Below are 26,145 nucleotides of genomic sequence, written 5' to 3' on the forward strand. Positions count from 1 at the left end.
CCGCCGGGGGCCGGGCATGGCCCATCTGCTAATCTATGCGGCTGCCGCATGGCGGCGTCCGTACAGCCTGTCCGAAGAGGAATTGCATGGCACTCACCCCGGCCCGCACCATGCCCGGTGTTCTCGAGCTTCTGCCGCTCGACCAGATCGCGTTCCAGCGCATGCTGGACACGATTCGCCGCAATTACGAGCGCTTCGGCTTCCTGCCGATCGAAACCCCGGTCATCGAATACAGCGACGTGCTGCTGACGAAGACGGGTGGCGAGACCGAGCGCCAGGTCTACTTCGTCCAGTCCACCGGGGCCCTTGGGGCGGCGGCGGAGAAGGGCGGGGTGCCGGAGCTGGCCCTGCGCTTCGACCTGACCGTGCCCCTGGCCCGGTACGTGGCCGAGCACGAGCACGATCTCAGCTTTCCGTTCCGCCGCTACCAGATGCAGCGCGTCTATCGCGGCGAGCGCGCGCAGCGCGGGCGCTTCCGCGAGTTCTACCAGTGCGACATCGACGTCATCGGCAAGGACTCCTTGTCGGTACGGTATGACGCCGAGATTCCGGCGGTGATCTACAGCGTCTTTCGCGACCTGAACATCGGCCCGTTCACCATCCAGCTGAACAACCGCAAGCTGATGCGCGGTTACTTCGAGAACCTGGGCATCGCCGACGCCGAGCAGCAGATGCTCGTGCTGCGCGAGGTGGACAAGCTCGACAAGCGCGGCCCGGACTACGTGCGCGACACCCTCACGGGCGAGGCATTCGGGCTGTCGTCGGAGGTGGCGACCAGGATCCTCGACTTCGTCCAGGTGCGCTCCACCTCGGTGGCGGATGCATTCGCGAAGCTCGACGCCCTGGGCACGGGTTCGGACACGTTCGAGCAGGGCAGGGCGGAGCTCAAGGAAGTGCTTGCCATGATCCGTGACTTCGGCGTGCCGGAGACGCATTTCGCGCTCAACCTGTCGATCGCGCGCGGCCTGGACTACTACACGGGTACCGTTTACGAGACGACGCTCAACGACCATCCGGGCATCGGTTCCATCTGTTCGGGCGGGCGCTACGAGAACCTTGCCGGCCAGTACACCAAGTCGCACCTGCCGGGCGTGGGCATCTCCATCGGCCTCACCCGCCTGTACTGGCAGCTGCGCGACGCCGGGCTCGTGTCCACCGCGCAGAGCACGGTCGATGTGCTTGTCACACAGATGGACGCGGCCCAGTTGCCCACCTACCTCGCGGTGGCCGGCGAGCTGCGCAACGCGGGCATCGCCACCGAGGTGGTGCTGGAAGGCGGCAAGCTGGGCAAGCAGTTCAAGTATGCCGATCGTGCCGGCATCCGCTTCGTGGTCGTCATCGGTGAGGACGAAATCGCCAAGGGCGTGGTCACCGTGAAGGATCTGCGCCGCGAAGACCAGTTCGAGGTGTCGCGCGCCGATCTGGTGAAGACGCTGCGCGTCGAATTGGCCCAGGCCGAAATCGGCCGCTGACCCTCCCTCTCATCGACGTCCCACGGCCCAACCCATGACCAGCAGCATCCTCCTCGACGGCCGCAGCCTCACGCGCGCGCAGGTCGCCGCCATCGCGCGCCACGGCGCCACCATTCGCCTGGACGAGGCGCAGCTCACGAAGGTGAAGCGGGCCGCCGACTTCCTGGCCGAGAAGGTGGGTGGCGGCGAGCCGATCTATGGGGTCACCACAGGCTTCGGCAGCAACGCCGACAAGCTGCTGGGCGCGCATCGCGTGCGCGACGAGTTGCCGGGCGGGAACCCGGAGCCGCGCGAAGGCACCTTGCTGGAAGAGTTGCAGCACAACCTCATCATCACCCACGCCGTTTGCGTCGGTAAGCCGTTCTCGGTGGAAGTCGTGCGCGCCATGCTCGCCATCCGCGTGAACACCCTGATGAAGGGCCATTCCGGCATTCGCGTGGAAACGCTGCGCGCACTGGCCGAGCTGCTGAATCGGGACGTGATTCCGGTGGTGCCGGAGAAAGGTTCGGTCGGCGCCAGTGGCGACCTCGCGCCGCTCTCGCACCTGGCCATCGTGCTGCTCGGCGGTGGCGAAGCGTTCTACAAGGGCGAGCGGATGCCCGGCGCGAAGGCGCTGGCCGCGGCCGGCCTCGAGCCGGTGCGCCTCTCGTTCAAGGAAGGTCTGGCGCTGAACAACGGCACGACGCAGATGCTCGCCACGGGCGTGCTGGCGCTCGATACGCTGGACATGCTGATCCGCACCGCCGATCTCGCCGCGGCCATGACCCTGGACGCCTTCGCGGGCCGTACCGGTGCCTATGCCGAAGAGGTTCACGCGCTTCGTCCGCATCCGGGCCAGGTCGAGGCGGCGCGCAACATCCGGAACCTGCTCGAAGGTTCCACGCTCGCCGATATTCCTTACCACCTCGTGCCGCGATTCCGCCCGTGGCTGTCCGATTCCTGGTCGGAACCGGCGGAGCAGGCCTACCGTTTCGACATCGGTTGGGACTGGGTGCCGGCGACGCAGCGCCACGGCAAGGAAGCGTTCTATTCGCGGTTCCTGCCGTTCAAGGGTGGCAAGAAACACCAGCCGCAGGACGCCTATTGCCTTCGTTGCGCACCGCAGGTGCACGGTGCGGTGCGCGATGCCTGGGAGCAGGCCTGCCGGGTGTTCGACGTCGAACTCAATGCCGTCACCGACAACCCGCTGGTTTTCCCGGACGCGGAGAACGCGGAAGTCATCGAGGATCAGGTGATCTCCGCCGGGCACTTCCACGGCATGCCGCTTGCGCTTGCCATGAGCTACGTGAAGGCCGCCATCCCCGTGCTCGCATCGATTTCGGAGCGGCGCACGGCCAAGCTCGTGGACCCGGCCAACAACGACGGCCTGCCCGCGTTCCTCATCGGCAACGAGGACGCCACGGACTCCGGCTTCATGATCGTGCAGTACACCGCGGCGGCGCTGGTGAACGATCTGGCCACGCGCGCGCATCCGGCTTCGGTGTACTCGGTGCCGACCAGCGCCAATGCGGAAGATCACGTTTCCATGGGGGCGAACGAAGCGCGACACGTGCTGGAAATGACCGAAGACCTCGGCCACGTGCTGGCGATGGAGCTGTACACCGCGGCCCAGGCGCTCGAATACCGTCAGGACATGCTCAACGCGGCCCGCTCCCTCGCGCATCGCGGCGATCTGGCGGCGTTCGCCTCGAAGATCTCCGGCGCGCCGCGCGCGGATTCGCCGCATTACCCGCGCTTCGAGGTCGAGGTGCGCGCGCTGATGAAGGCACTGGCATCCGCCGACGACTTCCACGGCGGTAAGGCCGTGCGCGGGGCCTTGGCCGCGTTGCGCGAGCACGTGGCGTTCATGCAGCGCGATCGGGCGATGGACGGCGACGTGCGCGCCGTGTGCGAACTGGTGGCGTCCGGACGCTTGGTGGCCTAAGGAGCCTTGCCCTCCGGCGGGTGCGGCGATGCCGCGCCTGGCTTTTTGCCGGGCACCCAATCGTCGAGCATGCCGGCGCGCACGCCGGCAAGATACTGATAGAGCTGGGCGTCGTTCGCGAGGCCCAGTTTTGCCATGGCCGAACGCTTTTGCCGGCTGATCGTCTTGAAGCTGCGGCCCATGAGCGCCGCGATGTCGGAAAGGCCGTGGCCTTCCGCGTAGGCGCGGAGCACGTCCACCTCGCGCGGCGACAGGCGCGTGGAGAGGTCTTCATGCCCGGCCGCGCAGTCGGCCTCGTGGAACAGGCGCTGGATGGCCGGACTCAGATAGGAGCGCCCGACATCGGCCGCGTGTACGGCCGACGGGATGTCGCGAAGGTTGGTGCGCTTGTCGAAGAGGGCCGCCACGCCCATGTCGAGCAGGCTGCGCAGCAGGGACGGGTTCGAAAGCATGGTGAGCACGACGATCCCGATATCCGGACGCATGGCGCGGATGCGGCGCATCATCGGCAGGCCGTCGGGCTGGTTGCCCTCGGGTAGGGAATAGTCGGTGACCACGACGTCGCAGGGGTGGTCGGCAAGGGCTTCGAACAGGGTGTCGGTATCGTGCGCGCGGGCGATGACCTCGTATCGGTGCGCCTTGAGAATGGTTTCGACCCCCGCAACGACGACCGGGTGATCGTCGGCGATGATCACGGTGCTCGGCATGGTCGGGCTCGTGGCATGGCAGGGCGCCATGGTGGCGAGCGACCGCCGCGAAATATATGGAAGAAAAGCGCAATTGCATCCGGAGGCGCTTGCCACGGGCCGGTTGCACAGTTAGTATGGGTTATCGTATTAACGCGTTAGTACATTATGAAGCGTCGCTTCCTCGATCCGGAAACCCCGGCCGACTCCGCCGAAACCAGCCTTTGCGAGGCCCTGGCCGCGCTCACCACGGTGGAGGAGATGCGTGCCTTCCTGCACGACCTCTGCACGCCGGCGGAAATCGAAGTCATGGTCGACCGCTGGCGCGTGGTGCCGCACCTGCTCGAAGGGCGCTCGTATCGGGAAATCCACGAGCGCACCGCGGTGAGCATCACCACCATCGGCCGGGTCGCGCGCTATCTCAACCAGGGCAATGGTGGCTACATGGCCGCTGCCGCCCGTCGCAACCTCGGGGGTGCTTCGTGAAGCCGCGCGACCGACTGCGCATCGCCATGCAGAAATCCGGCCGGCTCACCGAGCCGGCGCAGGAACTCCTGGCGCGCTGCGGCCTCAAGTTCCGGCAGAGCCGCGACAAGCTCTTCTGTTTCGGCGAAGGCGAACCGGTGGACCTGCTGCTGGTCCGCGACGACGACATTCCCGGCCTCATTGCGGAAGGCGTGTGCGACCTGGGCATCGTGGGCAGGAACGTACTGCGCGAGTTCCAGCTGTCGAACGAGGAAGCCGGCTCGGGTCTGGACGAACTGCGTTCGCTCGGCTTCGGTCACTGCCGGCTCTCCATCGCGGTGCCCCAGGAAGATGCCTATGAGGGGCCCTCGCAGCTGGCAGGGCAGCGTATCGCCACGTCGTATCCCGGCCTTCTTGGCGAATGGCTGCGTGCCAGCGGGGTAGACGCGAAGGTGGTGATGCTGGCCGGTTCGGTGGAGATCGCACCGCGCCTGGGCACCGCGGATGCGATATGCGATCTGGTTTCCAGTGGCGCCACGCTCGTCGCGAACCAACTGCGCGAGGCGGCGGTCGTGGTCGAAAGCGAAGCGGTGCTCGCCGGGCGACGCGAGCTGCCCGCCGACGAGCGCGGCGAGATCGCCGAACTGCTGTTGCGCCGGCTCGACGGCGTGATCCAGGTGCGCGATTCGCGCCTCATCCTGATGCAGGCGCCGCGCGACGCGCTGGCCGCCATCACACGCCTGCTGCCGGGCGCCCCCGTGCCGACGCTCACGCCGATCGACGGCGCTCCCGACCACGTGGTGCTGCAGGCCCTTTGCGCCGGCTCGGTGAGCTGGCGCCAACTGGAAGACATGAAGCGCGCCGGTGCGCGCGACATGCTGGTGCTGCCCGTGGAGAAGATGCTGGCATGAACCGGATCGATTGGAAGACCCTCGATGACGACGCCGCTCGCGACGCGGCGCTGGCGCGGCCCGCTCAGGCACGCGCCCCCGGCCTGCGCCAGGGTGTGGAAGGGATCATCGCCGAGGTGCGCGCCCGCGGCGACGCCGCGCTGTTCGAGCTCACCGCCCGCTACGACGGGGTGGCGATGGAAGAGCTCGCGGTATCGGAGCAGGAGTTCGCCGATGCCGAATCGCGCCTGCCGGAGACACTGAAGGCGGCCATCCTCGAAGCAGCGGGCCGCATCGAAACCTTCCATCGTGCTGCTGCCCCGGTACCGGTCGCGATCGACACGGCGCCCGGAGTGCGTGTGGAGCGTGTGCTGCGTCCCGTTCGCCGCGTGGGATTGTACGTGCCCGCAGGCGGTGCGCCTCTTCCGTCCACCGCGATCATGCTCGGCGTGCCGGCGGCCATCGCGGGATGCCCGGAGGTACTGCTGTGCACGCCTGTGCAGGCGAACGGGCGATGCGACGATGCGGTGCTGTTTGCGGCGCGCGCCGTCGGCGTGCACCGCGTGTACAAGCTGGGCGGCGCGCAGGCCATTGCCGCCATGGCATACGGCACGGCCTCCGTGCCCCGTTGCGACAAGCTGTTCGGTCCCGGCAACGCGTGGGTCACCGAGGCGAAGCTGCAGGTGGCCGCCGATCCCGCGGGTGCCGCCATCGATATGCCCGCCGGCCCATCCGAAGTGTTGGTGATCGCCGATGACACGGCCGATCCGCGCTTCGTCGCCGCCGACCTGCTGTCGCAGGCGGAACATGGCCCCGATTCCCAGGTGCTGCTCGTCAGCCCGTCGCGCGAACTGCTCGACGCGGTGGAGACCGAAGTGGAGCGGCAGCGCGCACAATTGCCGCGCGCCGAGATCGCGGCGACCGCGCTGAGCGAAAGCCGGCTGGTGCTGGTGGGCGATCTTGCCGAGGCGGTTGCGGTCAGCAATCGCTACGCGCCGGAGCACCTGATCGTGCAGACGGCCGAACCGCGCGCACTGCTCGACGACATCGAATCCGCCGGGTCCGTCTTCCTGGGCGAATGGACGCCGGAGTCCATCGGCGACTATTGCAGCGGCAGCAACCACGTGCTGCCGACGTATGGCTACGCGCGCAGCTTCAGCGGCGTGTCCGTCGCCAGCTTTCAGAAGCAGGTCACGGTACAGCAGTTGTCCGCCGACGGCCTGCGCGGCATCGGACCGTGCGCGGAAATACTCGCCGAGGCCGAACAGCTGGAAGCCCATCGGCGCGCGGTGTCGCTCCGCCTGGCCGCCCTGAGGGCCACCGCATGAGCGTGCTCGATCTTGCCCGCCCGGACATTCGCGCCCTGGCGCCTTACTCCAGTGCCCGCATGGAGGCGCAGGGAGGCACGGTACTTCTCAACGCAAACGAATCGTCGCGGCCGCCGAACATTCCCGGCGGCGACGGGTTGAACCGTTATCCGGACCCGCAACCTCGCGCGCTCATCGAAACGCTGGCGGAGCTGTACGGATGCGACAGCGACCGCGTGCTCGTCACGCGCGGCAGCGACGAAGCCATCGACCTGCTGGTCAGGGCGTTTTGCCGCGCGGGACACGACGCCGTGATCGTCTTGCCACCCACGTTCGGCATGTACGCCGTCTGCGCCAGGATTCAGGATGCCGCGGTGATCGAGTCGCCGCTGGACGCGTCGGGCGCACTGCTGCCGGACGCGCTGCTCGCCGCGGTAACGCCCGCGGTCAAGCTGGTTTTCGTGTGCACGCCGAACAACCCCACAGGCAACATCGTGCCGTTGGACGTGCTGGCGCGGCTCGCCGGGGAACTTGCCGGCCGCGCCGTGCTGGTGGTGGACGAGGCCTATGCCGAGTTCAGCGGCCTGCCCAGTGCCGCGACCCTCATCGATACCTACGACAATGTGGCCGTGCTGCGCACGTTGTCCAAGGCCTGGTCGCTTGCGGGTGCGCGCGTCGGTGCGCTGATCGCGCGCCCGGATGTCGTCGGCCTCCTGCGTCGCATCATCCCGCCGTACCCGCTGCCGTCTCCCTGCGTGGATGCCGCGCTGGGTGCGCTTTCCTACGAGGGCCGGCGCGTGCAGCGGCACCACGTAAACGAGATACTGACCGAGCGCGCCCGGATGCTGGCGGAGCTGCCCGGTGTGCTAGGCGTGCGCGAGGTGCTGCCTTCCCACGCCAATTTTCTCGCGGTGCGTTTCGACGATGCCGCCGGCACGTACCACCGCCTTCTGGCCGCGGGAGTGGTAGTGCGAGACATCACGAAGTATCCCGGCCTGGGCGATGCGCTACGCATCACCATTGGCACGGGTAATGAGAACGACCGCGTGCTGGCCGTGCTTCGTGCGGGTGAGGTCGCATGAACCGGAAGATCCTCTTCGTCGATCGCGACGGTTGCCTGATCGAGGAGCCGGCGGACGAGCAGATCGACAGCTACGAGAAGCTGGCGCTGATGCCTGGCGTGATCGCCGCGTTGCAGCGCTGCATCGGCGCGGGTTACGAACTGGTGATGGTCACCAACCAGGATGGCCTGGGCACGCCGTCGTTCCCGCAGGAGGCGTTCGACGGTCCGCATGAATTGCTGCTGCGCATCTTCGCATCGCAGGGCATCGTGTTCCGCGAGCAGCTCATCGACCGCAGTTTTCCGCACGAGAACCTGGACACGCGCAAACCGGGCACCGGTCTGGCCCGGCACTGGCTTGCCGACGACAGCTGGAGCCGCGCGCGGTCGGCCATGGTGGGCGATCGCGACACCGACCTGGCCTTCGCGGCCAACATGGGCGTGCGCGGTTTCCGGGTGGGCCAGGGCGGCATGGCCTGGAACGACTTCGCACACCTGCTGCTCGATGCGCCGCGCACGGCGGAGGTGCGCCGCGGCACCCGCGAAACGTCCATCCAAGTCGCCGTGGATCTCGACCGCGTGGCCGAGCCCGTGGTGCATACCGGTTTGGGGTTTTTCGACCACATGCTGGAGCAGATCGGCAAGCATGGCGGTTTCGCGCTCGAGTTGCGCTGCGACGGCGACACCCACGTCGACGAGCACCACACGATCGAAGACGCCGCGCTCGCGCTGGGGCAGGCCCTGCGTCAGGCGCTAGGGGACAAGCGCGGCATTACCCGTTACGGCTTCGCGTTGCCCATGGACGAAAGCGCCGCGCGCGCGGAACTCGACCTCTCGGGCCGTCCTTACTTCGTTTTCGAGGGTTCGTTCCCACGCGAGCGCGTGGGCGACGTGCCGACGGAACTCGTGCCGCACTTCTTCCGGTCGCTGTGCGAGACGCTGGGCGCCAACCTGCACCTGACCGTGCACGGCGACAATGCGCACCACATGGTGGAAGGCTGTTTCAAGGTCGTCGCGCGCACCCTTCGCCAGGCCATGCGCCGGGAAGGCGCGGATCTTCCCAGCACGAAGGGGAGCCTCTGATGCGCGCGGTACTGGTCGATGCCGGCGGCACCAACATCGGCTCCGTTCGTTACGCGCTGCAACGTCTGGGGGCCGATGCCGAACTCACTTCGGACGCGGCGCGCATTCGCGCGGCGAGCCACGTGATCCTTCCCGGTGTCGGCGCGGCTGGTCCGGGCATGCGCATGCTGCGGGAGGCAGGCCTCGTCGACGTCATACGCGGGCTCACCCAGCCGGTGCTCGGCGTGTGTCTCGGCATGCAGCTCCTTTGCGAGCGTTCGGAGGAGGGCGACACCGAGTGCCTCGGCGTCGTTCCGGCGACGGTGCGGCGGTTCGCCGACATTCCGGGATTCCGTGTGCCGCACATGGGGTGGAACGGGTTGCGGCTGACCCGCTGCCATCCGTTGGTCGCCGGTGTGCGCGAAGGCGACGCGGCCTATTTCGTCCATAGCTATGCCGTGCCCGACGGCGACTATGCGCTCGCGGCCAGCGAGCACGGAACGTCCTTCGCTGCCGTGATCGCCGCCGGCAATTTCATGGGCATGCAGTTCCACCCCGAACGATCGGGGGCATTGGGTGCCCAGCTTCTCCGGAATTTTCTTTCGCTATGACGCTTCCCATACCCGCCATCGATCTGCGCGACGGCAAGGTCGTGCGCCTCTACAAGGGCGACTACGCCCGGCAGACCACGTTCGCCTTCGAGCCGGAAGCTCTCGCGGCCCGCTATGCGGACGAGGGGGCCGAGTGGCTGCATGTCGTGGATCTCGACGGTGCGCGCTCGGGACGCTTCGAAAACCTGGCCACCGTCGCGGGCATCGCGTCGAGCGGACGGCTGCGCGTGCAGGCCGGCGGTGGCGTTCGCAACGAGGACGGCGTGCTCCGGTTGCTGGAAGCCGGTGTCCACCGTGTCGTGGTAGGTAGTGTGGCCATGCGCGATCCCAAGACCGTCGCCTCCTGGATCGCCCGCTACGGCGCGGAGCGGATCGTGCTCGCGCTGGACACGCGCTTCCTCGACGGCGAATGGCGGCTCCCCAGTGCCGGCTGGACGGCCTACGAGGCGCGCACGCTGGACGAGCTGCTTCCCCTGTACGAGGCGGCAGGGGCGCGGCACCTCCTGTGCACGGACATCGACCGCGATGGGACCATGAGCGGTCCGAACGTCGCACTCTATCGGCACCTGGGCAGCCTTGCGCCGTCGATGGCGGTGCAGGCCTCCGGGGGCGTCCGCTCCCTCGACGATATCGCCGCCCTCGCGTTGCAGGGCACTGCAGGCGTGATCCTCGGTCGCGCCCTGCTGGAAGGCGCCTTTTCCCTTTCCGATGCCTTCGCCGTGGCGGAGAAGGCGAACGCGTCATGCTGAGCCGGCGCATCGTGCCATGCCTGGACGTGAGGGACGGGCAGGTGGTCAAGGGCGTCCGTTTCCGCGACCACGTGGTCGTGGGCGAGATCGTGGAACTGGCTCTGCGTTACCGCGACGAAGGTGCCGACGAACTCGTGTTCTACGACATCACGGCAAGCCCGGAAGGACGCCGTGTCGATCGCGAGTGGATTGAGCGCGTGGCCCGCGAGATCGACATCCCGTTCTGCGTGGCGGGCGGCATCCGCAGCGTGGACGATGCGCGCGACGTGCTGCACGCCGGCGCCGACAAAGTGTCGATCAACTCGCCCGCGCTGGAGCGGCCGGCACTGGTGGGCGAACTGGCCGACGCCTTTGGGGTGCAGTGCGTGGTGGTGGGCGTGGACAGCCTGCGCGACGACGACGGCGAGTGGCGCGTGCGGCAATACACTGGCGATCCTTCGCGCACGCGCGCCTTGCGCAAACCCACGCTCGAATGGATCGACGAAGTGCAGCAGCTCGGAGCGGGCGAGATCGTGCTCAATTGCATGGGCACCGATGGCGTTCGCCGCGGTTACGACATCGAACAGCTGAAAGCGGCCCGCGCGGTGAGCCGCGTGCCGCTGGTGGCATCGGGCGGCGCGGGTACGCCGGTCCATTTCGTCGACGTGTTCCGCGAAGCGGACGTCGATGCGGCGCTCGCGGCCAGCGTGTTCCATTCCGGCGACATAGGCATCCCCGCGTTGAAGAAAGAACTGCGGGCGCAAGGCATCAAGGTGAGGCTATGAGCGGCGCGAACGCGGATTTCGTGAAGGGCGACGGATTGCTGCCGGCGATCGTGCAGCATGCACGAACCGGCGAGGTGCTGATGCTGGGATACATGGACGAGGCGGCCCTGCAGGCAACGCAGGACCAGCGCTTCGTCACGTTCTTCAGCCGCAGCAAGCAACGGCTGTGGACCAAGGGCGAAACGTCCGGCCATACGCTGGCGGTGGTGGACGTCCGGCTCGATTGCGACGCCGACACCATCCTTGTGCGTGCGCTTCCCGCCGGACCTACCTGCCACAACGGCACGTCGAGTTGCTTCGGCGACGACGTGGCGCCCCCGCTGGCGTTCCTCGCCGAACTCGATGCGTTGGTGGCGTCGCGGCATGACGAGCGTCCGGCCGGCAGCTACACGACGAAACTGTTCGAAGAAGGCCTTCGCCGCATGGCGCAGAAAGTGGGCGAGGAGGGCGTCGAAACGGCCCTGGCGGTCGTCGCCCAGGACGACGACGCGCTGGTCGGCGAAGCGGCCGACCTCGTGTTCCATCTCATGGTGGCGCTGCGCGCACGCGGTATCGGTTTCGGTGCCGTGGCCGCGAAGCTGGCCTCACGGCACCGCAAGTAGGATCGGGCGGCCGGTGGCCGCCTTAGCGGTTCCCGCCGCGGTTGCCGCCGCCACCACCGCGATTGCCGCCACCGGGGCGCCCGCCGCGATTGCCACCCGGACGCGGGCCGCCTGCGCGGTTGCCGCCGGCACCCGGACCACCGGTGCGATTGCCGCCGCCCGGGCGGCCACCGCGATTGCCGCCGCCTTCGAAGCGGCTACCGGAGGCGCGATTTCCTTCATTGCGTGCCGGACCCTGGCCCGCCGCGCGGTTTCCGCCGGCATTGCTCGGACGTCCGCCGGGACGCGGCCCACGGTTGCCGGCGGTGTTGCCGGCCGTATTGCCGCCACCTGTGCGAGTGTCGCCGGCGAACCAGGTCCGGATGGACGGCAGTTCCTGGCCGGGAGCGACGCGGCGCGACTTGCGCTGGCCACCGCCGCCGGCGCGTTCCGGACGTGCGACGTTGCCGTTCACCTCGCGGCGCTGACCGCCGCCGGCGCCCTGGCTACGGCCGCCGCGGCCGCCACGCCCGCCACGCGGGTTGTCGTCGCGAATGCGGTCGAAGGCGGTGAGTTCGCGCGCCTCGTCATGCCGTGCCGAACTCCACGCACCGGTGGTGCGGGTATCGGGACGATATTCGGTGACGTGGCGGGGGGCGCGGCGCTGGTGTACCACGGCGCTCAGGGTGAGCACGGGGGCTGGCGCGCCCAGTCCGGCGCGCTCGCGCAGTTCCTTGATCGCGGTTTCGTCGAGCGATTCGCAGTCGCCGCGGCGCAGCGCACGCGGCAATTCCACCGAGCCGTAACGGATACGCTTCAGGCGGCTCACGAGGAAGCCCTGCGAATCCCACAGGCGGCGAACCTCGCGGTTGCGTCCCTCGCGAATGGTCACGCGGAACCAGCTATGGCTGCCGCCGCGGCTGATCACGCCGATCTCGTCGAAGCGTGCCGGGCCGTCTTCCAGCTCCACGCCCGCCTTGAGACGTTCGATGATCTCGTCGGGCACTTCGCCGTGCACGCGGCAGAGATACTCGCGTTCGAGCCCGCTCTTCGGATGCATCAGCGCGTTGGCGAGTTCGCCGTCGGTCGTCAGCAGCAGCAGGCCGGTGGTGTTGATGTCGAGACGGCCCACGGCGACCCAGCGCGCGCCGCGAAGGCGCGGAAGCTGCTCGAACACGGTGGGGCGGCCTTCGGTGTCCTCGCGGGTGGTCACCACGCCTTCCGGCTTGTGGTAGACCAGCACTTCCGCGTCGGTGCGGTTGTCCGTGGCGACCACGAACTGTTTGCCGTCGAGAACCACGCGGTCGCCGGCGTGAACGCTGGCGCCGATGGTGGCGACGGTGCCGTTGACCTCGACCTCGCCAGCCTGGATGCGCTGTTCGAGCATCCGGCGCGAGCCGAGTCCGGCGTTGGCGAGAACCTTGTGCAGGCGCTCCTCGAGTTGCTGTGTGGTATCGGCGGCGTCGTTGCCGCCGCGCTTCAAGGTGAGCAGGGAACGCTGTGGCGCATTCATGCGCGTGACTCCTCGGTATCTTTCTCGGCGTCGTCGTCTTCGACGTCGCCCGCTGGGTTCTCTGCCTCGTCGGCAGTGGGGGAAGCCGCGGCGACATCGTCGCCGGCAGGCAGCTGGTTCGCCGCGTCGATCGCATTGCCTTCGTCGGGCGTGGTCTCGGCAGCACTTTCGGCGGCCGGGGCGTCTGCCACGGCATCGTCGGTGTTCGGGGTGTTCTCGGTGGTAAGGGTGTCTTCGCCTTCAGCGGCAGTTTCACCCTCGGCATCTTCCGGCAACGCGGCGCGAGCCGCCGCGGGTTCCGCATCGCCTTCGAGCCGCATCTGCGGATTGAGTTCCTCGAGGTCGCGGATTTCCGACAGCGGCGGAAGGGCGTCCAGCGACTTGAGGTTGAAATAGTCGAGGAAGGCGCGGGTGGTGCCGAAAAGCGCCGGCTTGCCGGGCACGTCGCGGTGGCCCACCACGCGGATCCATTCGCGTTCTTCGAGCGTCTTGATGATGTTCGACGACACCACCACACCGCGAATCTGTTCGATCTCCGGCCGGGTGATCGGCTGGCGGTAGGCGATGAGGGCCAGGGTTTCCAGCAGGGCGCGCGAGTACCGGCTGGGCTTTTCCGCCCACATGCGCGAGACCCAGCCGTGCACTTCCCGTCGCACCTGGTAGCGCCAGCCGGAGGCCACTTCCACCAGTTCCACGCCGCGGCCCTCGCAGTCGGCGCCGAGCGCCGCCAGGACCTGCGTGAGTTCGTCGGTGCCGATCTCCTCGTCCTCGCCGAAGATCGCCTTGAGCTGTGCGATGGTCATCGGCTGGGTCGACGCCAGCAACGCCGCTTCCACGATGGGTTTGAGCTGTTCGGGATGCATAGGCCCTTGGGTGATGGTTGCTGGCCCCCGGGTGGGAGCCGTCAGGCGAGCGCTTCTTCCGGCTCGGCCTCGGTGTGTGCCTTCGTCTTCAGGTAGATCGGCCCGAGGGCCTCTTCCTGCACGATCTCGATGAGCATTTCCTTGGCCAGTTCGAGCATGGCCAGGAAGGTGACCACCACGCCGAGGCGGCCTTCGCTCACGTCGAACAATGTTTCGAAGCGGTGGAAACCGCCGCCCTCGCTGAGCGTGCCGAGGAGGTCGCCCATGCGCTGGCGCACGCTGAGCGGTTCGCGCTGGATCGCATGGTGCGTGAACAGATCGGCGCGGTTGAGCACGTCCTTGAGCGCGAGCAGGAGCTCCCTGAGGTCGAGCGGCGGTGGTACGCGCACCACGTTGTGCTCGCCCACGAAGGCATGAACCACCGTGGTGTCGCGTTCCAGGCGCGGCAGTTCGTCGATATCCGCCGCGGCCTTCTTGAAGCGTTCGTACTCCTGGAGCCGCCGGACCAGCTCGGCGCGGGGATCCTCCTCCACGCCTTCCTCGGCCGGCGGCCGGGGAAGCAGCAACCTGGACTTGATCTCCGCCAGGATGGCGGCCATCAGCAGGTATTCCGCCGCCAGCTCCAGGCGCATCACCTCGCGCATCATCTCGATGTAGTCCATGTACTGCCGGGTGATTTCGGCCACGGGGATATCGAGAATGTCGAGGTTCTGCCGGCGGATCAGGTAAAGCAACAGGTCCAGCGGACCTTCGAACGATTCGAGGATGACTTCGAGCGCGTCCGGCGGGATGTACAGGTCCTGCGGCATCTGCAGCACCGGCTGCCCGCGCACCAGCGCCAGGGGCATTTCCTGCTGCAGCGGTATGCCCGCGAAGGCATCCTGGGCTTTTTCGACCACCTGGACTTCGGTTGTCTCGTTAGTCATCGGCACACGTCAGAAGGGTCGCTTGGGCGACCGGTAGCGCAACAATCGATGCCGTCCGGCGGCCGTACCGCCACCTCGCCCGGCATGCCACGCATCGTCGCCGACGAGCGATAGGCATGGCCGCTGGACACCCCAGGAGGGTCACCGTCTGTGAAGGAACGTCGGGAGCAGAGCGCGGCCGGTCCCAGCAACGGACCGATGAAGGCGCGACGCCCGAATAAGTTCACCCGATTGCCGTACAGGGTATCGCCTGTGCCCATGCAAGTCCAGCGGCGGGCGCCAGCGCGGCCGGGGCTTGCGGCACAATAGGTCCATGCAGCCTGCCCAGCGCGCCATCATCCATGTCGACATGGACGCCTTCTACGCGTCCGTGGAGGAGCTGGACGACCCGTCGCTGGTGGGAAAACCGGTGATCGTGGCCGGCCTGGGGCGCCGGGGCGTGGTTTCCACGGCGAATTACGAGGCGCGCAAGTACGGGGTGCGTTCCGCCATGGCCACCTCGGAGGCGCGCCGGCGCTGTCCAGGCGGCGTCTATATCTTCCCGCGCCATGCTCGCTACCAGGAGATCTCGAACGTGGTCTTTGGCGTCTTCGCCGAGGTCACGCCGATGATCGAGGGGCTTTCGCTGGACGAGGCCTTCCTGGATGTCACCGCCAGCCTGAGATTGTTCTCATCGATCGAGGCCATCGGGCGCCGCGTGAAGGAGGATATCCGGGCGAGGACCGGCCTCAACGCCTCCGTCGGCATGGCCCATAACAAGCTCCTGGCCAAGCTGGCCAGCGAGCTGTCGAAGCCGAACGGCTTCCTGCGCATCGCGCCCGAGGAGGTCCGGGGCTACCTCGATCCCCTGCCGGTGGGCCGCATGTGGACGGTGGGGAAGGTGGCCGAGGAGGCCCTGCATCGGGTCGGTATCCGCACCATCGGCGATATCGTTCGGGCGGATGCCTGGCGATTGAACAAGGCCGTGGGCGAACGCCATGCGGCGGTCCTGCGGGAGCTTTGCAGGGGCGAGGACCGCCGGCCGGTGGTCACCGATGCGCCCGAGGTCTCGATCGGCGCGGAATGGACCTTCGAATACGACCTGGAGGAGTTGCCCATCGCCGAGGCCTGGCTGCTTCGGCAGTGCGAAAAGGTGGGTGCCCGGGCCCGGTCCCGGGGTGTGAACGCCCGAACGGTATCGGTGAAGTTGCGCGAGCCGCCGTTCACCACCCATAGCCGGCAGGCGCAGCTGCCCGTTCCCGGCAATGCCACGCCCGATATCTATGCCGTGGCACGACGCTTGCTTCAGATTTGGTGGAACCAGCATCCCCGGCCCAGGCTGCGTTTGCTGGGTGTGACGCTGTCGGGTTTCGATGCCAGGCATGGCGACGAGCAGCAGGACATGTTCGCCGCGCCGGTCTCGGACAAGCTGTCCGACGGCGTTCAGGACCTGATCAACAGCCGCTTCGGGGCTGGGGCGCTGGTTCGGGCCGGTGTACTGAAAACGCGCGGAAACGAGTGACAGCAGTCCTGTGCATGCGTCATCCAGGCTGCGCTAATGTGTCCGTTTGTGACACGGTAGGTAAGTGGCGAGGTGCGTCATGCCGATCACGACGGGCAAGGACGAAGTATCGGGATGGGTGGAGAAGCTGATGTCGAACGATAGGGACGATCCCAATACCCGTTATCGCCATGCGCGGATGCGGGTGCAGACCGCGGTTCTGATGAGCCGCGGCGGCGAGGCGCACCCGACCGATCTGGTGGACATCTCGGCCACCGGGGCGCTGCTGCGTCGCCCCCTGGGCTGGCGGGGCGAACCGGGCCAGACCTGGATCCTCGACATGATCTTCGGGCACGACCTGCACATTCACCTCGAGGCTTCGGTGGCCCGGGTGTCCGCACGGCAGATCGGCATGGAATACACGCTCATCCCGGAAGACAAGCAGGCCTCGCTATGGGAGCTGCTCGGCGGGTACGCGGATACGCTGGAAACCTGGAAGGACGATTGAGTCTGTAGGAGCCGGCCGCGAGAGGTTGCTGACATCTGTGGGAGCCGGCTACGCCGGCGATCCCGCGGCAGCGGGCAACCTTGGCGCGAGCACCCATCGCCGCTGAAGCGGCTCCCACAGGAAGCCGCGCCAACGGACAGCCCCGTCAGGCCGCCTGCTTCTTCTTCCGCTCTTCGTCGCGCAGTTCGCGGCGCAGGATCTTGCCCACGTTTGTCTTCGGCAGGGCGTCGCGGAACTCGATGTGCTTCGGCCGCTTGTAGCCGGTGAGGTTTTCGCGGCAATACTCCTTCAGTGCCTCGACCGTCAGCGACGGGTCCCTCCGGACCACGAAGAGCTTCACCACCTCGCCCGAGTGTTCGTCGTCGACGCCCACGGCCGCGACCTCGGCCACGCCGGGGTGGTGCATGACGATGTCTTCGATCTCATTGGGGTACACGTTGAAACCGGAGACTAGGATCATGTCCTTCTTGCGGTCGACGATGTAGACATAGCCGTTGGCATCCATCTTCGCGATGTCGCCGGTGCGCAGCCACCCTTCGGCGTCGAGCACTTTCGCGGTTTCTTCCGGCTGGCCCCAGTAGCCCTTCATCACCTGCGGGCCCTTGATGCAGAGTTCACCGGCTTCGCCAATCGGCAGCACGGTGCCGTCTTCGGCCCTGATCTGCACGTAAGTCGACGAAATCGGCAGGCCGATCGAGCCGTTGTATTCCTTGAGGTCGAGCGGATTGATGCACGCGGCGGGCGAGGTCTCGGTGAGGCCGTAGGCCTCGGCGAGCGTGACACCGGTGGTCTTCTTCCAGCGCTCGGCGACGCTCCGCTGCACCGCCATGCCGCCGCCCAGTGACAGGTGCAGGCGCGAGAAGTCGAGGTCGGCGAAGCCGGGTGTGTTGAGCAGGCCGTTGAAGAGCGTGTTGACGCCCGTGATGGCCGTGAACTTCTCTTTCGAAAGCTCCTTCACGAAGCCCTTCATGTCGCGCGGATTGGTGATCAGCAGGTTCATCGCGCCCAGGCGCGTGAAGACGAGGCCGTTCGCCGTCAACGAGAAGATGTGGTACAGCGGCAGCGCCGTGACGATGATCTCTTCGCCCGCCGTCGCGGAACCGCTGATCCAGGCGTCCGCCTGGAGCATGTTCGCGATCATGTTGCGATGGGTGAGCATGGCGCCCTTGGCCACGCCCGTGGTGCCGCCGGTGTATTGCAGGAAGGCGATGTCGTCGTGCCCGATGTCCACAGCCGGCATGGGATGCGCCTTGCCACGCTCCAGCGCGGTGCGGAAGCGCACGGCGCCGGGCAGGTTGAAGGCCGGCACTTCCTTGCGAATGTTCTTCACCACGAAGTTGATGATGTTTCCCTTCGGGAAACCCACCATGTCGCCGACGGCGGTGGTGATCACGTGCTGCACCTTGGTGCCGTCCAGTGCGTGCTGGGCGGTGGCCGCGAAATTGTCCAGCACCAGGAGGGCCTTCGCGCCCGAATCTTCCAGTTGGTGATGCAGTTCGCGGGTGGTGTAAAGCGGATTCGTGTTCACTACGGTCAGGCCAAGCCGCAGGGCGCCGAACAGCGCGATGGGATACTGCAGCAGGTTCGGCAGCATGATCGCCAGGCGGTCGCCCTTCTTCAGGCCGAGTTCGCCGGACAGAAAGCCTGCGAAAGCTTGGGAAAGCTCGTCGATCTGCCCGTAGGTGAGAACCTTGCCGAAGTTCTTGAACGCGGGGCGATTACGAAATTTCTGAAAGGATTCTTCGAGAACGGCCGCAATGGAGCGGAATGCGTTGACGTCGATGTCGGCGGGAACGCCGGCCGGGTAGTGGTCAAGCCACGGACGCTCGATGCTCATGAATCGGACGGACTCCAGAAAAGGGCGCTGGCACGGTCATTCGTGCGGTCGCGAGGCATTGGAGCATACGCGTGCGTATAGCGGCAAGCCGCGCCGCAGCGCATGCAGCAGCGAGGAAAAGGCTTATGGGAAAGCTGGGAACGACGATGCTTTGCCTGCTCTTGGCGCTGCTGACAGGCTGCCGTCACGCGCCGGACGAGGAACGGGTGCGCGACGCCATTGCGGCGACCGCCGAAGCCGCCGAGGCAGGGAAGGCCGGCGACACCGTGGCGGCGCTCAGCGACGATTTCGACGGGAACGCCGGCGCGCTCGACCGTCGGGCACTCGCCAACCTCGTACGCGCGTACGCGCTCCGCGGGCAGAAAGTGCACGTGCTGATGGGGCCGACCGAGGTATCCCGGCGGGGAGACCGGATAACGGCCACCTTCACCGTCACGCTCACGGCAGGGGCGGGCGTGCTTCCGGACAACGCGGGCGCCTATATGGTGGAGACGGGCTGGCGCAAAGAGGGTGGCGAGTGGCGCTGCTACACCGCCACGTGGAAGCATGCGCTGTAGGAGCGCGCCCTGCGCGCGACAGGTTATCGGACCAGTTCCGAATCTTGCGCGCCAGCTCCGGAGCCCGGCCTCAAAACATGTCGCGCGCAGGGCGCGCTCCTACGAGGCGGGGTATCGCCCCTGTAGACACAAAAAAACGCCCCGGTTTCCCGGGGCGTTCTTCGGTGGCTTATCAGGCCGCCTTCGCCAGCTGGCGAAGCACGTACTGCAGGATGCCGCCGTGGCGGAAGAACTCGCGCTCCTTCGGCGTCAGCAGCAGCACCTTCACGGTGAAGGTCTTGACCGAGCCGTCGGGACGCTTGGCCGTGACCGTGGCGCGCTTCGACTCGCCGCCCTCCAGGCCGGTGATGTCGAACACTTCGTCGCCCTTGAGGCCGAGCGTCTGTGCATTTTCGCCATCCATGAACTGGCAGGGCAGCACGCCCATGCCGACCAGGTTGGAACGATGGATGCGTTCGAAGCTCTCGGCGATCACGGCCTTCACGCCCAGGAGCAGCGTGCCCTTGGCCGCCCAGTCGCGCGACGAGCCCGTGCCGTATTCCTTGCCGGCCAGAACCACCAGCGGCGTGCCGTCGGCCTTGTACTTCATGGCGGCATCGTAGATGGCCATCTGCTCGCCGGTGGGGATGTACTTGGTGTAGCCGCCCTCGACACCGTCCAGCATCAGGTTCTTGATGCGGATGTTGGCGAAGGTGCCGCGCACCATCACGTCGTCGTTGCCGCGACGCGAGCCGTAGGAGTTGAAGTCCTTCGGCTCGACGCCCTTGGAGATCAGGAAGCGGCCAGCCGGGCTGTCCTTCTTGATCGAGCCGGCCGGCGAGATGTGGTCGGTGGTGATCGAGTCGCCGAAGATGCCCATGGCGCGCGCACCGTGGATGTCCTCGATGGTGCCGGCCTCGGCGGTCATGCCGTCGAAGTAGGGCGGGTTCTTGATATAGGTGGAATCGTCCCACGCGTAGGTCTTGCCGTCCGGCGAGGCGATGGCGTTCCAGCGGCTGTCGCCCTTGAAGACGTCGGCGTAGCTGTCCTTGAACATCTGCGGGCTGATGGCGCCGGCGATGGCATCGGACACTTCCTGGTTGGTCGGCCAGATGTCCTTCAGGTACACGGGCTTGCCGTCGCTGCCGTTGGCGATGGGATCCTTCGTCAGGTCGATGTCGAGCGTGCCGGCCAGCGCGTAGGCGACCACCAGCGGCGGCGACGCCAGGTAGTTCATCTTCACTTCGGGATGCACGCGGCCTTCGAAGTTGCGGTTGCCCGAGAGCACGGATGCCACGGCGAGGTCGCCATCGGCGATGCCCTTGCTGATCTCGGCCGGCAGCGGACCGGAGTTGCCGATACAGGTGGTGCAGCCGTAGCCGACCACGTAGAAGTTCACCTTCTCGAGTTCCTCGAGCAGGCCCGTCTTCTTCAGGTATTCGGTGACCACGAGCGAGCCCGGGCCGAGCGAGGGCTTCACCCACGGCTTGGAGGTGAGGCCGCGCGCCGCGGCCTTCTTGGCCACGAGGCCGGCGGCCAGCATCACGGCCGGGTTGGAGGTATTGGTGCACGAGGTGATGGCAGCGATGACCACCGAGCCATCATTGAGGCGGAAGGACTTGCCGTCTTTCTCCACCAGTACGCCGTCGTCGTCGAGCTTGTTGCCTTCGTTGCCCACGGCCGTGCCGCCGCCTTCGTTGTTGAAGCGCGACACGTCGCCGTTCTTCGGCTTGCGGTTGGCGGTGAGCGGGCCCACGGCGTCGTGGAAGCTCTGCTGCACGCCTTCCAGCAGGACGCGGTCCTGCGGGCGCTTCGGGCCGGCGAGCGAAGGACGCACGTCGGCGAGGTCCAGTTCGAGCACAGTAGTGAATTCCGGCTCCGGCGTGTTGGCGTCGTGCCACAGGCCCTGGGCCTTGGCATAGGTTTCGACCAGGGCGATGTGAGTCTCTTCGCGGCCGGAAAGGCGCATGTAGTTCAGCGCTTCCTGGTCGATCGGGAAGATGCCGCAGGTGGCGCCGTATTCCGGAGCCATGTTGGCGATGGTGGCGCGGTCGGCCAGCGGCAGGTTCTGCAGGCCGCTGCCGAAGAATTCGACGAACTTGCCCACGACACCGAGCTTGCGCAGCATCTGCGTGACGGTGAGCACGAGATCGGTGGCGGTCACGCCTTCCGACAGCTTGCCGGTGAGACGGAAGCCTACGACCTGCGGGATCAACATGGACGAGGGCTGGCCAAGCATGGCCGCCTCGGCCTCGATGCCACCCACGCCCCAGCCCAGCACGCCGATGCCGTTGATCATCGTGGTGTGCGAGTCGGTGCCGAACACGGTGTCCGGATAGGCGAAGGATTCGCCGTCCACTTCGTTGGTGAAGACGACGCGGGCGAGGTTTTCCAGGTTCACCTGATGCACGATGCCCGTGCGCGGCGGCACGACCTTGAAGTTGTTGAAGGCCTTCTGGCCCCAGCGCAGGAACGAATAGCGCTCCTGGTTGCGTTCGAACTCGATGGCGACGTTCTGCTCGAGCGAGCTTTCCGAACCGAAGGCGTCCACCTGCACCGAGTGGTCGATGACCAGTTCGGCCGGCGCCAGCGGGTTGATCTTGTTCGGGTCGCCGCCGAGGCGGGCCACGGCGTCGCGCATGGCGGCCAGGTCGACCACACAGGGAACGCCGGTGAAGTCCTGCAGGACCACGCGGGCGGGCATGAAGGATATTTCGGTGTCGGGCTCGGCCTTGGCGTCCCACTTGGCGACCGCCTCGATTTCCTTCGCCGTGACGTTCACGCCGTCTTCCTGGCGGAGAAGGTTCTCCAGCAGGATCTTCATGGAGTAGGGCAGGCGCTTGATGTCGAAAGTGTTGCCGAACTTGGCCAGGCTGGCGATGGTGTGGCGCTTGCCGTTGACTTCGATACTGTCTCGGACTGAGAACGAGTCTTTCATGCTGTACTCCTGGCGTGGTTCTTGAGCTGGGGAGGCCGGGCCGGCCTTTGCGGGCCGCCAAAGGCGTCGATTATCGCGCAGTCTGCCGTTCGTGTGCGACCGCCATGAGACCGGCTGTGGCTAGAATGGCCGGTCCGCGGCGAATGTCGCGGGAATTCTGGGCGCGAAAAGGATGAGGGCGGCGGATCGTGGGCGCAAACGCATTTGATGGCACGCAGCGTTCGATGATTTCGATGGCCCTGTCGTCCGTCTCGCTTCGCGACCTCGCGCTGGTGCAGGCCGTGGCCCGGGAGGGCAGCTTCAACAGTGCGGCCCGGGCCATGTACATCAGCCCCTCGGGGCTGTCGCACCAGGTGCAGAAGGTGGAGCAGGCCCTGGGTACGCCGCTCTTCGAGCGGGGTGGCCGGCGTGTCGTGCCCACCGCCAGCGGGCAGCGGCTGCTCGGCTACATCGAAGACGTGCTGGCGTCCGCGGAGCATCTCGAACATGCCGCGCGGGCGGGCGAGGTCGCCTTCGGTGGAGAGTTGCGGCTGGGCGTTCCCTCCACCTTGGGTCCCTACCTCCTTCCCCACTTCATCGAACCGTTCCCGCAGCGGTTTCCCGGGGCGCGGCTGACCATTTCCGAAGGCAAGCCCCGGGGGCTCCTGCGGCGGCTGCACGAGGGCGAACTCGATGCCGTGCTGGCGCCGCCGGCGGCGACGGTCACGGGCCTGGAGGCCTCCGCGCTGTTCTTCGAGCCCTACGAGCTGATGCTCCACGCGGCTCATCCCCTGGCGGGTCGGGCATCGATCGCACTCGGCGAGTTGGATGCGGCGGAGGCCACGCTCATGGCCGAAAGCCACGGCAGCGGCGTGTCCGACCTGGGCATGAAGGGCCCGGCGCGACCGGAGCGCATCCAGGATCTCAGCATCGAAAGCCTTGCCACGCTGGTGGCCCTGCGCGGCGGCTACACGCTGGTGCCGATCCTCGCGCACGAGCGGCTGGGGTCCATTCCGAACGTAGTGCTCGCCGCAGTGGAGGGCGCCCGTCCCGGGCGACACATCTCGCTGTACTGGCGCAGCGCCACGCCCTGGCGCGACGACCTCGAGGGCTTCGGCGAACTGCTGCGCACCCTGGCGGAAAAGATCCCGGGCCTGGACGCCGCGCGTATTTGATGGCGCTTTATGTGGGAGCCGCTTCAGCGGCGATGGGTGCTCGCGACACGATTGCCCGCTCCCGCGGGATCGCCGGCATAGCCGGCTCCCACAAAAGGCCCCGCATCAGCCGCCGTCGTCCAGGGTAGAGCCCGTCAGCAGCCCACGCGCCAGCATCGCGCATTGCTTGCGGTGAATGAGCAGTTGCCACTGACGGCCACCCAGCTGATGCCAAAGCACCGCGGAGCGCACCGACGCAAGCAGCGCGGCGCGCACCCGGTCCACGTTGGCCTTCTGCTGCAGGTAGGCAGGCGTACCGGTCACCATGACGCGCGGCTTCAGCGTCGAAAGCGTGGACGCGTACAGCTCGGCGAGCCGGGCCGTCACGTTCGGATGCGCCAGCCCGAAATGCTCCACCTGCCGCTGCGCGGACACGATGCCTTCGCGCAGGCGGTCGAGCAGGGGCCGGTTACGCGACAGCGATCGCTCGAGGCGCAGGACCGTGACCGCCATGCGCATCACGGCGACATCGCGCGTCTGGTCTTCGAATTGCGCCACCAGCGTTCGCAACCCGCGACGCACGCCGGACACCCCGCCATACACGGAAGCCACCGAGTCCGCGTCGATGCGGAACACGCTGGCCAGGCTGCTTTCGAACGCCGCCTCGTCGCAGCGGCCATCGGTGGCCAGTTGCTGGGCCAGCGCGGCACCCTGGAAAACGCCTGCCAGGGCGAGGACACGTTCTTCGTTCATGCGTAGGGCTCGGGGGAGAACAGGGGAATGGGGAGGAGCGATGTCATGACGCGAGGCCGCCGTAGGGCGCATCGGTGGCCGCGATGACCGCGCCGCCAAGGCAGGCCTCGCCGTCGTACAGCACCACCGACTGGCCCGGTGTCACGGCGCGCTGCGGTTCGTCGAACACGACGTGCAGGCGGTCGCCCCGGACCTCGACCGTGCACACCTGGTCGGACTGCCGGTAACGCGTCTTGGCGGTGCAACGAAAGGCCGGGGCGGGCGGTTCGCCTGCGACCCAGGTGACGTCCGTGGCTTCCAGGCGGGTGGATTGCAGCCAGCGGTTCTCGCCGCCCTGCGCCACGATCAGCGTGTTCGTGGGGACGTCCTTACCCACCACGTACCACGGTTCGTTCGGCGCGTCGGCGCGGCCGCCGATCCCGAGCCCGTTGCGCTGGCCCAGCGTGTAATACATCACGCCCTGGTGTTCGCCGATCGTGCGCCCTTCCGGGTCGACCATGAGCCCCGCCTTCGCAGGCAGGTACTGCGCGAGGAACGCTCGGAAATCGCGCTCGCCGATGAAGCAGATGCCCGTGGAATCCTTCTTCGCGTGCGTGGGCAGGGCGGCCTCGCGTGCCATCTCCCGCACGCGGGGCTTTTCGATCTCCCCCACGGGAAACAAGGTGGCCGCGAGCTGGCGCTGGCCCAGTGCGTGAAGGAAGTAGCTCTGGTCCTTGGCGGTATCGACGGCACGCAGCAGGCGGTAACGTCCGTCGCGAAAATCCACGCGCGCGTAATGGCCGGTGGCGATCTTCTCCGCGCCGAGGGCCTGCGCGTGCTCCAGGAACGTCTTGAACTTGATCTCCCGGTTGCACAGCACGTCGGGGTTCGGCGTGCGCCCTGCCGCGTATTCGGCCAGGAAATAGGCGAACACGCCGTCCCAGTACTCCCCCGCAAAATTTCGCGCATGGAAGGGGATGCCCAGACGGCCGCACACGGCGACGGCGTCCTTGCGATCCTGGTCGGTGGTGCAGGGGCCGGAACGGTCGTCTTCTTCCCAGTTCTGCATGAACATGCCTTCGACCTCGTGTCCGGCCTGCTGGAGCAGGAGGGCCGCGACCGAGGAATCGACGCCGCCGGAGACGCCGAGAACCACTTTCACGAGCGTGCCTCCGGAAGCAGGCTGGACACGGTATCCAGGGGCAGGCGGCGCCCGTCCAGCCAGGCATCGATGGCGTGCAGCACGAGCGGCGTGCGCAGGCGATCGCCCAGCGCCTCGATCTCGTCGCGGCGCAGCCACAGCGCGCGGTGAATGCCCTCGTCGAGGGGCAGGGACGGATCGTGCGAAAGCACGTGTCCGGCAAAGGCAAAGCGAAGTACCTGTTCGCCGTGCTCCGAACTGGTCCACTGCCAGACGCCGATGAACGCGTCCAGGGCCACGCGGTGCCCCGTTTCCTCCCATGTTTCGCGCACGGCGGCGGCCTGCAGCGTCTCGCCCGGGTCGAGGTGTCCGGCGGGCTGGTTGTACGCGAGGCGGCCCAGCGCTTCTTCCTCCACGATGAGGAACCGGTCGCCCTGGGCTATGACGGAGGCCACCGTGACCCGGGGGCACCACACGGTTCCGTTGGGAGTTGTCTGCGGCATCGGCTTAAGGGAATAGCGCTCTGGAAAAAGGCATATTGTGCCATCACTTGTGGTTGCGACCCGAAAGTGCGCCGGAATCCGGTGTATAAACGAATCGCGTATCGAAGGCTCCGAATTAATGTCCCAAGAACACGAACACGATCAGGAAAGCGACCGCGGCCATGGCCTTGCCATCGAAACCTCCCGTCCGGAGACGGCAAGGCCGCCCTTGTTCCAGGTCGTCCTGCTGAACGACGACTTCACGCCGATGGATTTCGTGATCGAGGTGCTGCGCAGTTTCTTCGGCATGGATCAGGAGCGGGCGGTGCAGGTGATGCTCCATGTCCATACGAGGGGAAAGGGCGTCTGCGGTGTGTTCACCCGGGAGGTGGCAGAAACGAAGGTGACCCAGGTCAACGAGTACTCACGGTCTCATCAGCACCCGCTGTTGTGCACTATGGAAAAGATGTAGCCGATCCCCCATC

At 67.1% G+C, this 26,145-nt stretch carries 25 protein-coding genes; 16 read left to right on the forward strand and 9 right to left on the reverse strand.

Annotation, left to right across the window (positions count from 1 at the left end; all coding sequences use genetic code 11):
• Nucleotides 1–86 precede the first annotated feature (86 nt).
• Together hisS and HBF26_RS17985 are read left to right on the forward strand one after the other, a co-directional pair.
• Nucleotides 87–1,472, forward strand: a complete 1,386-nt coding sequence (hisS, locus tag HBF26_RS17980; RefSeq protein WP_167129430.1) for a histidine--tRNA ligase — start codon at nt 87–89, stop codon at nt 1,470–1,472.
• A 34-nt stretch (nt 1,473–1,506) separates the two neighbouring features.
• A complete protein-coding gene (locus tag HBF26_RS17985) occupies nt 1,507–3,396 on the forward strand; it encodes an HAL/PAL/TAL family ammonia-lyase (protein WP_167129431.1) in 1,890 nt (629 codons plus the stop codon).
• Here the strand turns inward: HBF26_RS17985 and HBF26_RS17990 are convergent.
• On the reverse strand, nt 3,393–4,103 hold the full coding sequence (locus tag HBF26_RS17990) for a response regulator (protein WP_167129433.1): 711 nt from the start codon (nt 4,101–4,103) through the stop codon (nt 3,393–3,395). The two genes, HBF26_RS17985 and HBF26_RS17990, sit on opposite strands and share 4 nt — an antisense overlap.
• A gap of 147 nt (nt 4,104–4,250) precedes the next feature.
• Here HBF26_RS17990 and HBF26_RS19675 point away from each other — a divergent pair, with 147 nt between their 5' ends.
• The 9 genes from HBF26_RS19675 to hisIE are packed head-to-tail and all read left to right on the forward strand — an operon-like array spanning nt 4,251 to nt 11,592.
• The gene (locus HBF26_RS19675) at nt 4,251–4,568 is read left to right on the forward strand and encodes a YerC/YecD family TrpR-related protein (RefSeq protein WP_167129434.1); all 318 of its coding nucleotides are present in this window, start codon (nt 4,251–4,253) and stop codon (nt 4,566–4,568) included.
• Nucleotides 4,569–4,594: 26 nt separating this feature from the next.
• A complete protein-coding gene (hisG, locus tag HBF26_RS18000; RefSeq protein WP_240151417.1) occupies nt 4,595–5,458 on the forward strand; it encodes an ATP phosphoribosyltransferase in 864 nt (287 codons plus the stop codon).
• The gene (gene hisD, locus HBF26_RS18005; protein ID WP_167129437.1) at nt 5,455–6,765 is read left to right on the forward strand and encodes a histidinol dehydrogenase; all 1,311 of its coding nucleotides are present in this window, start codon (nt 5,455–5,457) and stop codon (nt 6,763–6,765) included. The genes hisG and hisD overlap by 4 nt, the downstream gene beginning before the upstream one ends.
• Nucleotides 6,762–7,826 (forward strand): histidinol-phosphate transaminase, encoded by a 1,065-nt coding sequence (hisC, locus tag HBF26_RS18010; RefSeq protein ID WP_167129439.1) that lies wholly within the window; start codon nt 6,762–6,764, stop codon nt 7,824–7,826. The genes hisD and hisC overlap by 4 nt, the downstream gene beginning before the upstream one ends.
• Nucleotides 7,823–8,887 (forward strand): bifunctional histidinol-phosphatase/imidazoleglycerol-phosphate dehydratase HisB, encoded by a 1,065-nt coding sequence (hisB, locus tag HBF26_RS18015; protein ID WP_167129441.1) that lies wholly within the window; start codon nt 7,823–7,825, stop codon nt 8,885–8,887. The genes hisC and hisB overlap by 4 nt, the downstream gene beginning before the upstream one ends.
• The gene (gene hisH / locus HBF26_RS18020) at nt 8,887–9,477 is read left to right on the forward strand and encodes an imidazole glycerol phosphate synthase subunit HisH (protein ID WP_167129442.1); all 591 of its coding nucleotides are present in this window, start codon (nt 8,887–8,889) and stop codon (nt 9,475–9,477) included. The genes hisB and hisH overlap by 1 nt, the downstream gene beginning before the upstream one ends.
• Nucleotides 9,474–10,226: a 1-(5-phosphoribosyl)-5-[(5-phosphoribosylamino)methylideneamino]imidazole-4-carboxamide isomerase gene (locus HBF26_RS18025; protein ID WP_167129443.1), complete on the forward strand. Its 753-nt coding sequence runs from the start codon at nt 9,474–9,476 to the stop codon at nt 10,224–10,226. Before hisH ends, HBF26_RS18025 begins: the two co-directional genes overlap by 4 nt.
• Nucleotides 10,220–10,990 (forward strand): imidazole glycerol phosphate synthase subunit HisF, encoded by a 771-nt coding sequence (gene hisF / locus HBF26_RS18030; protein ID WP_167129444.1) that lies wholly within the window; start codon nt 10,220–10,222, stop codon nt 10,988–10,990. The genes HBF26_RS18025 and hisF overlap by 7 nt, the downstream gene beginning before the upstream one ends.
• Nucleotides 10,987–11,592, forward strand: a complete 606-nt coding sequence (hisIE, locus tag HBF26_RS18035; protein ID WP_167129446.1) for a bifunctional phosphoribosyl-AMP cyclohydrolase/phosphoribosyl-ATP diphosphatase HisIE — start codon at nt 10,987–10,989, stop codon at nt 11,590–11,592. The genes hisF and hisIE overlap by 4 nt, the downstream gene beginning before the upstream one ends.
• Nucleotides 11,593–11,614: 22 nt before the next feature.
• Here the strand turns inward: hisIE and HBF26_RS18040 are convergent, their stop codons facing one another.
• The 3 genes from HBF26_RS18040 to HBF26_RS18050 are packed head-to-tail and all read right to left on the reverse strand — an operon-like array spanning nt 11,615 to nt 14,795.
• Nucleotides 11,615–13,084, reverse strand: a complete 1,470-nt coding sequence (locus HBF26_RS18040; RefSeq protein WP_167129447.1) for a pseudouridine synthase — start codon at nt 13,082–13,084, stop codon at nt 11,615–11,617.
• Nucleotides 13,081–13,947: an SMC-Scp complex subunit ScpB gene (scpB, locus tag HBF26_RS18045; RefSeq protein ID WP_167129448.1), complete on the reverse strand. Its 867-nt coding sequence runs from the start codon at nt 13,945–13,947 to the stop codon at nt 13,081–13,083. Before scpB ends, HBF26_RS18040 begins: the two co-directional genes overlap by 4 nt.
• Nucleotides 13,948–13,988: 41 nt before the next feature.
• Nucleotides 13,989–14,795 (reverse strand): segregation and condensation protein A, encoded by an 807-nt coding sequence (locus HBF26_RS18050; RefSeq protein ID WP_240151418.1) that lies wholly within the window; start codon nt 14,793–14,795, stop codon nt 13,989–13,991.
• A 391-nt stretch (nt 14,796–15,186) separates the two neighbouring features.
• Here HBF26_RS18050 and dinB point away from each other — a divergent pair, with 391 nt between their 5' ends.
• Nucleotides 15,187–16,374, forward strand: coding sequence for a DNA polymerase IV (gene dinB, locus HBF26_RS18055; RefSeq protein WP_167129451.1), 1,188 nt, complete (start codon nt 15,187–15,189; stop codon nt 16,372–16,374).
• A 130-nt stretch (nt 16,375–16,504) separates the two neighbouring features.
• On the forward strand, nt 16,505–16,861 hold the full coding sequence (locus HBF26_RS18060) for a PilZ domain-containing protein (protein WP_167027593.1): 357 nt from the start codon (nt 16,505–16,507) through the stop codon (nt 16,859–16,861).
• 145 nt (nt 16,862–17,006) lie between these two features.
• Here HBF26_RS18060 and HBF26_RS18065 read toward each other — a convergent pair whose 3' ends face one another.
• Nucleotides 17,007–18,698: an AMP-binding protein gene (locus HBF26_RS18065; protein ID WP_167129452.1), complete on the reverse strand. Its 1,692-nt coding sequence runs from the start codon at nt 18,696–18,698 to the stop codon at nt 17,007–17,009.
• A 146-nt stretch (nt 18,699–18,844) separates the two neighbouring features.
• On the opposite strand from HBF26_RS18065, the gene HBF26_RS18070 reads away from it, so the two are divergent.
• Nucleotides 18,845–19,255, forward strand: a complete 411-nt coding sequence (locus HBF26_RS18070) for a nuclear transport factor 2 family protein (protein ID WP_167129453.1) — start codon at nt 18,845–18,847, stop codon at nt 19,253–19,255.
• A gap of 172 nt (nt 19,256–19,427) precedes the next feature.
• Here HBF26_RS18070 and acnA read toward each other — a convergent pair whose 3' ends face one another.
• A complete protein-coding gene (gene acnA / locus HBF26_RS18075; RefSeq protein ID WP_167129455.1) occupies nt 19,428–22,172 on the reverse strand; it encodes an aconitate hydratase AcnA in 2,745 nt (914 codons plus the stop codon).
• A gap of 224 nt (nt 22,173–22,396) precedes the next feature.
• Here acnA and HBF26_RS18080 point away from each other — a divergent pair, with 224 nt between their 5' ends.
• Nucleotides 22,397–23,326 carry a LysR family transcriptional regulator gene (locus HBF26_RS18080; RefSeq protein ID WP_167129457.1) on the forward strand — a complete coding sequence of 310 codons (930 nt, stop codon included), beginning with the start codon at nt 22,397–22,399 and terminating at the stop codon, nt 23,324–23,326.
• A gap of 105 nt (nt 23,327–23,431) precedes the next feature.
• Here the strand turns inward: HBF26_RS18080 and hflD are convergent, their stop codons facing one another.
• From hflD to HBF26_RS18095, 3 genes are read right to left on the reverse strand one after another with little or no spacing between them, the layout of a single operon-like run.
• A complete protein-coding gene (gene hflD, locus HBF26_RS18085; RefSeq protein WP_167129459.1) occupies nt 23,432–24,058 on the reverse strand; it encodes a high frequency lysogenization protein HflD in 627 nt (208 codons plus the stop codon).
• A 43-nt stretch (nt 24,059–24,101) separates the two neighbouring features.
• A complete protein-coding gene (mnmA, locus tag HBF26_RS18090; RefSeq protein ID WP_167129460.1) occupies nt 24,102–25,199 on the reverse strand; it encodes a tRNA 2-thiouridine(34) synthase MnmA in 1,098 nt (365 codons plus the stop codon).
• Nucleotides 25,196–25,681, reverse strand: a complete 486-nt coding sequence (locus HBF26_RS18095; protein ID WP_167129461.1) for an NUDIX hydrolase — start codon at nt 25,679–25,681, stop codon at nt 25,196–25,198. The genes mnmA and HBF26_RS18095 overlap by 4 nt, the downstream gene beginning before the upstream one ends.
• Before the next feature lie 118 nt (nt 25,682–25,799).
• On the opposite strand from HBF26_RS18095, the gene clpS reads away from it, so the two are divergent.
• A complete protein-coding gene (clpS, locus tag HBF26_RS18100) occupies nt 25,800–26,132 on the forward strand; it encodes an ATP-dependent Clp protease adapter ClpS (RefSeq protein ID WP_167022891.1) in 333 nt (110 codons plus the stop codon).
• Nucleotides 26,133–26,145 lie beyond the last annotated feature (13 nt).

It is taken from the genome of Luteibacter jiangsuensis, assembly GCF_011742555.1.
Lineage (GTDB): Bacteria > Pseudomonadota > Gammaproteobacteria > Xanthomonadales > Rhodanobacteraceae > Luteibacter > Luteibacter jiangsuensis.

What these genes read in the sequence shown, in the direction of transcription:
- hisD (WP_167129437.1), top strand. Translation starts at nt 5,455, where the DNA reads ATGAACCGGATCGATTGGAAGACCCTCGATGACGACGCCGCTCGCGAC.
- hisF (WP_167129444.1), top strand. Translation starts at nt 10,220, where the DNA reads ATGCTGAGCCGGCGCATCGTGCCATGCCTGGACGTGAGGGACGGGCAG.
- clpS (WP_167022891.1), top strand. Translation starts at nt 25,800, where the DNA reads ATGTCCCAAGAACACGAACACGATCAGGAAAGCGACCGCGGCCATGGC.
- HBF26_RS17990 (WP_167129433.1), bottom strand. Translation starts at nt 4,103, where the DNA reads ATGCCGAGCACCGTGATCATCGCCGACGATCACCCGGTCGTCGTTGCG.
- hisB (WP_167129441.1), top strand. Translation starts at nt 7,823, where the DNA reads ATGAACCGGAAGATCCTCTTCGTCGATCGCGACGGTTGCCTGATCGAG.
- HBF26_RS18095 (WP_167129461.1), bottom strand. Translation starts at nt 25,681, where the DNA reads ATGCCGCAGACAACTCCCAACGGAACCGTGTGGTGCCCCCGGGTCACG.
- acnA (WP_167129455.1), bottom strand. Translation starts at nt 22,172, where the DNA reads ATGAAAGACTCGTTCTCAGTCCGAGACAGTATCGAAGTCAACGGCAAG.
- HBF26_RS18065 (WP_167129452.1), bottom strand. Translation starts at nt 18,698, where the DNA reads ATGAGCATCGAGCGTCCGTGGCTTGACCACTACCCGGCCGGCGTTCCC.
- HBF26_RS19675 (WP_167129434.1), top strand. Translation starts at nt 4,251, where the DNA reads ATGAAGCGTCGCTTCCTCGATCCGGAAACCCCGGCCGACTCCGCCGAA.
- dinB (WP_167129451.1), top strand. Translation starts at nt 15,187, where the DNA reads ATGCAGCCTGCCCAGCGCGCCATCATCCATGTCGACATGGACGCCTTC.
- HBF26_RS17985 (WP_167129431.1), top strand. Translation starts at nt 1,507, where the DNA reads ATGACCAGCAGCATCCTCCTCGACGGCCGCAGCCTCACGCGCGCGCAG.
- HBF26_RS18080 (WP_167129457.1), top strand. Translation starts at nt 22,397, where the DNA reads ATGATTTCGATGGCCCTGTCGTCCGTCTCGCTTCGCGACCTCGCGCTG.
- hflD (WP_167129459.1), bottom strand. Translation starts at nt 24,058, where the DNA reads ATGAACGAAGAACGTGTCCTCGCCCTGGCAGGCGTTTTCCAGGGTGCC.
- hisIE (WP_167129446.1), top strand. Translation starts at nt 10,987, where the DNA reads ATGAGCGGCGCGAACGCGGATTTCGTGAAGGGCGACGGATTGCTGCCG.
- scpB (WP_167129448.1), bottom strand. Translation starts at nt 13,947, where the DNA reads ATGCATCCCGAACAGCTCAAACCCATCGTGGAAGCGGCGTTGCTGGCG.
- hisG (WP_240151417.1), top strand. Translation starts at nt 4,595, where the DNA reads ATGCAGAAATCCGGCCGGCTCACCGAGCCGGCGCAGGAACTCCTGGCG.
- HBF26_RS18025 (WP_167129443.1), top strand. Translation starts at nt 9,474, where the DNA reads ATGACGCTTCCCATACCCGCCATCGATCTGCGCGACGGCAAGGTCGTG.
- HBF26_RS18070 (WP_167129453.1), top strand. Translation starts at nt 18,845, where the DNA reads ATGCTTTGCCTGCTCTTGGCGCTGCTGACAGGCTGCCGTCACGCGCCG.
- HBF26_RS18060 (WP_167027593.1), top strand. Translation starts at nt 16,505, where the DNA reads ATGTCGAACGATAGGGACGATCCCAATACCCGTTATCGCCATGCGCGG.
- HBF26_RS18050 (WP_240151418.1), bottom strand. Translation starts at nt 14,795, where the DNA reads ATGCCCCTGGCGCTGGTGCGCGGGCAGCCGGTGCTGCAGATGCCGCAG.
- hisS (WP_167129430.1), top strand. Translation starts at nt 87, where the DNA reads ATGGCACTCACCCCGGCCCGCACCATGCCCGGTGTTCTCGAGCTTCTG.
- hisH (WP_167129442.1), top strand. Translation starts at nt 8,887, where the DNA reads ATGCGCGCGGTACTGGTCGATGCCGGCGGCACCAACATCGGCTCCGTT.
- HBF26_RS18040 (WP_167129447.1), bottom strand. Translation starts at nt 13,084, where the DNA reads ATGAATGCGCCACAGCGTTCCCTGCTCACCTTGAAGCGCGGCGGCAAC.
- hisC (WP_167129439.1), top strand. Translation starts at nt 6,762, where the DNA reads ATGAGCGTGCTCGATCTTGCCCGCCCGGACATTCGCGCCCTGGCGCCT.